The sequence below is a fragment of the Cytophaga sp. genome, assembly GCF_051961495.1.
GTDB lineage: Bacteria > Bacteroidota > Bacteroidia > Cytophagales > Cytophagaceae > Cytophaga.
Genome location: NZ_JBQCDF010000142.1, coordinates 1 through 3,340, shown reverse-complemented (window position 1 = coordinate 3,340; position 3,340 = coordinate 1). Strand labels below are relative to the sequence as shown.

Below are 3,340 nucleotides of genomic sequence, written 5' to 3'. Positions count from 1 at the left end.
TTATTAGGTAAAATATTTAAAATATTTATTGGATTTTGTTCAATTTATTGATTGACAGCCTTATTTGTTTATATTATTTTTTTAAAAATAAATTTTTTTAAAAAAAGTGCCATATAAGTTTTTATTATTAGAAATAAGGTTTCAATATTTGTATTGGTGTTAATACTTAGGAAAGAATAAGGAATAACACTTAACAGATCTTGCTCCTTCATTATTCACTTAATAAAATTATTATGATACGTAATCGGAAATGGTTGATTTCTTTTGCTTATTTCTTTTTATTCAACATGTTGGTCCAGATAGCGGCACCAACTGTTGCATATGGTCTGTCAGGCAACCCAACCACGCCTGAGTTTGATTCTTTTTCTCAGGAAAGTTCAGGCATGGTTGATGGTATTACCGGTGATTTCAGTTATTCGACCCCTATTATGGAACTTCCGGGCCCCGAAGGCAGCTATCCGATCAATGCTTTTTACAAATCCGGAATTAAGACAGAGCAGGATGCTTCCTGGGTTGGCTTGGGCTGGAATATTAATGCCGGTGCCATTACGCGAAATGTCAATGGTTTCCCGGATGATTTTTCAGGTGCTGGTTATGTTGTTACTGATACCTGGTCCGGATCGGCAGATACCAGTTATTCACTCGAAACTCCTTTGAGCACAAATCTTTCTAATACATCGGTAAATACAGGGTCAGCCATTAATGCCAAGTATAATTTATTTTCCATAGATCCTACTTCAGGCACCAACTATGCATATGGTGCACTGCATGGTGTTGACGCGGTTACAGGTACAAACGTAGTATTGAATCGCATGTACGATTCTTATGCAAAGTATGATCCGAATATAAACATTGCAGCAAATCCTGATCCTGAGAAACAAATGGGTGGAAGTGTTCCTGCATTTGACCAATATTCAGTTTCAGGGCATGGCATATCAGGAGAAATCGAACCGGCAATTTTTGACAACGGCACACTGTTCAGAAAAAAAGTAGTAATGGGCACGGATACGTTCAAGACCTACAAGATAGAAAAGAATTCTACAGTTGTTAAACCACAGTTCAGATTCAAAAAAGAATTCTCTAATCGTTTTCAACCAATACCGTATGATTTCACATTAAGCCCATCGCCTTCATACCCTGCAGGACCCAATGGTCTTAGTTATCTGTATTCTTCACCGGATGTATACAACGGGCCTGATACAACAGTAGGCTATAATACAAGTTTAAAAAAACTTGCTGGGGCCAGAAATGTGGAATACTACACCAATAACGAAATTGTTTCAGGTGCAGCAGTAAGTGCAGGTTTTGTAAAATATCAGGGGCTTGCGGATGGGAACCGCAATTCAATTGTGATGACAATTGAGTCGGGAACCAAAACATATAATGTAGCCAACCAGGTGGGTGGTTTTTCTATCACGAATGTAGATGGAACAGTTTATCATTATGCCTTACCTGCTTACTCATACAGTTACAGTAAAAAATATACGGTGCCATCGACAAAAACTTCAGGCAGAACAGCGCGGGTAGTTTCATTTACGCAGGCGTATGCATATACATGGTTGTTGACAAGTATTACAGGTAGTGATTTTATTGATAGGAATGCTAATGGATATGCAGATGAAGGAGACACAGGTTTCTGGACGAATTTTACCTATGGTAAAAAAACGGACAACTACATTTACAGAGAACCATTTACAGGCACAAGAAATGAAGTAGACGGATCGTATGCGTATAGTGCAGGAAGAAAGCAAGTATATTACCTGGATGCAATTTTTAACAGAACAAATTCTGTTTTCTTTTCAAAAGGTACCGGCAGGCTTGATGCAAAGAGCGCTACAGATACGCTGTCAGGCGGACTGGGAGCAAATTCAGCTACAGTATTACAACTTGATTCAGTAATGCTGTATGACAATGCCGGTTTAAAAACAACACTTGGTGCAGCAACTATTTATGCCGGTGTTACTCAGATTCAGGGATTAAATGCAAACGGCTTTATTGACGGCGCGGATTTTACATCTTTGAACAGCTCGTATCCGGACAATGCTACATATAAAATAAAAACCACTTTATTTGTTTATGATTACAGCCTGTGTCCGCAAACAGCCAACAGCAGCGCATCAACAACAGGTAGGCTCACGCTGACGCAGATAAAATACAATGGGCAGTATGGGACACAGATTATGCCGCCGATGACATTCGGTTATGAGTTACCCAGTCCGCAGTCTTCGTCGAGCATAAGCATTTCGGGTATCTCCGGACGGAAAGCTTCGATCAGTGTTTGTTTTAATTCAAATATCGTAACCGGTAACATATTGAAAATAACTTCCGGGGCGAATACCTATTATGCTACGCTGTTGAATCAAACAGCTTCGGGTGGCGGGTGCATTACTTACAATATGATTTTCCTGGGCAATACATATCCTTCTGCAAATGTTTCCGGTACAGCAGTGACAACAAAGAATCCTCCGTACACAGCTGATTTTTATGATATGTGGGGATATTTAAAATCCGATTATCAGTTTGCCGCCAACCCTGCTTTGCAGAACAACAGCCGTCGCGTAACGGCAACCTCAGCTGCATCAACGGATGCCTGGTCGTTAAGGAGGATTACGAATAGCCTGGGGTCAATTATTGATATTACATACGAACCAGATTCCTATAATAATGTTGAGCATGGTGTTGCCAATATGTATAACATCGATCAGGTAATCGGTTATAAAAAAAGATCTGATAATTCCATTCATTATAGCAGCGAATTTACAAACAATGCCTTTCCTATCGGTGATCCAACAGGAGATTGGTACCAAATCTATTTTGCCGATCCGGATACGTTAGGCGTATTAAATAATTTTGCTGTAAATGATTCCATTACGTTATCAAGTATTTCAGCTTATCTGGACGCAACGCGTACAGCACCGGCTACAGATACAACGCAATATGGGACAGCTAATTTTAAAGTAATAGGGAAAGGTAAAGATGTAAGAGGTTGCTACCTTACAATTTCATATACCGGAAAAGTAAGTAACACAGCGATGGAGTCATTAAACCCGTTGCGATATCCATATACCAGTACGGCTAATACGGTGCGGACAATTTTTCCGACAGGAGCGCGTACAACCGCTTCGCACTTACATAAACATTATGGTTCTTATGTCACGCTGAATAAATCTTATCCGACTCAGGCTGCTGCCAGCGTTAAATACGGAGGAGGAGCTCGTGTTCAGAAAATCCGTTCGACAGAACCAACAACCGGTGAGTATTATGATAAAGTATATTCGTATACAGATAATTTTAATGTAACGACCGGTAGCTTGTCGTATGAGCCTGTAGGATTTGATGG

1 protein-coding gene is annotated in these 3,340 nt (G+C 39.9%); it reads left to right on the top strand.

The annotated features are described in order from the left end of the window. Positions 1-233: 233 nt before the first annotated feature. On the top strand, positions 234-3,340 hold a 3,107-nt coding region (locus ACTHJT_RS07195), incomplete at its 3' end, for a hypothetical protein (protein WP_440237324.1).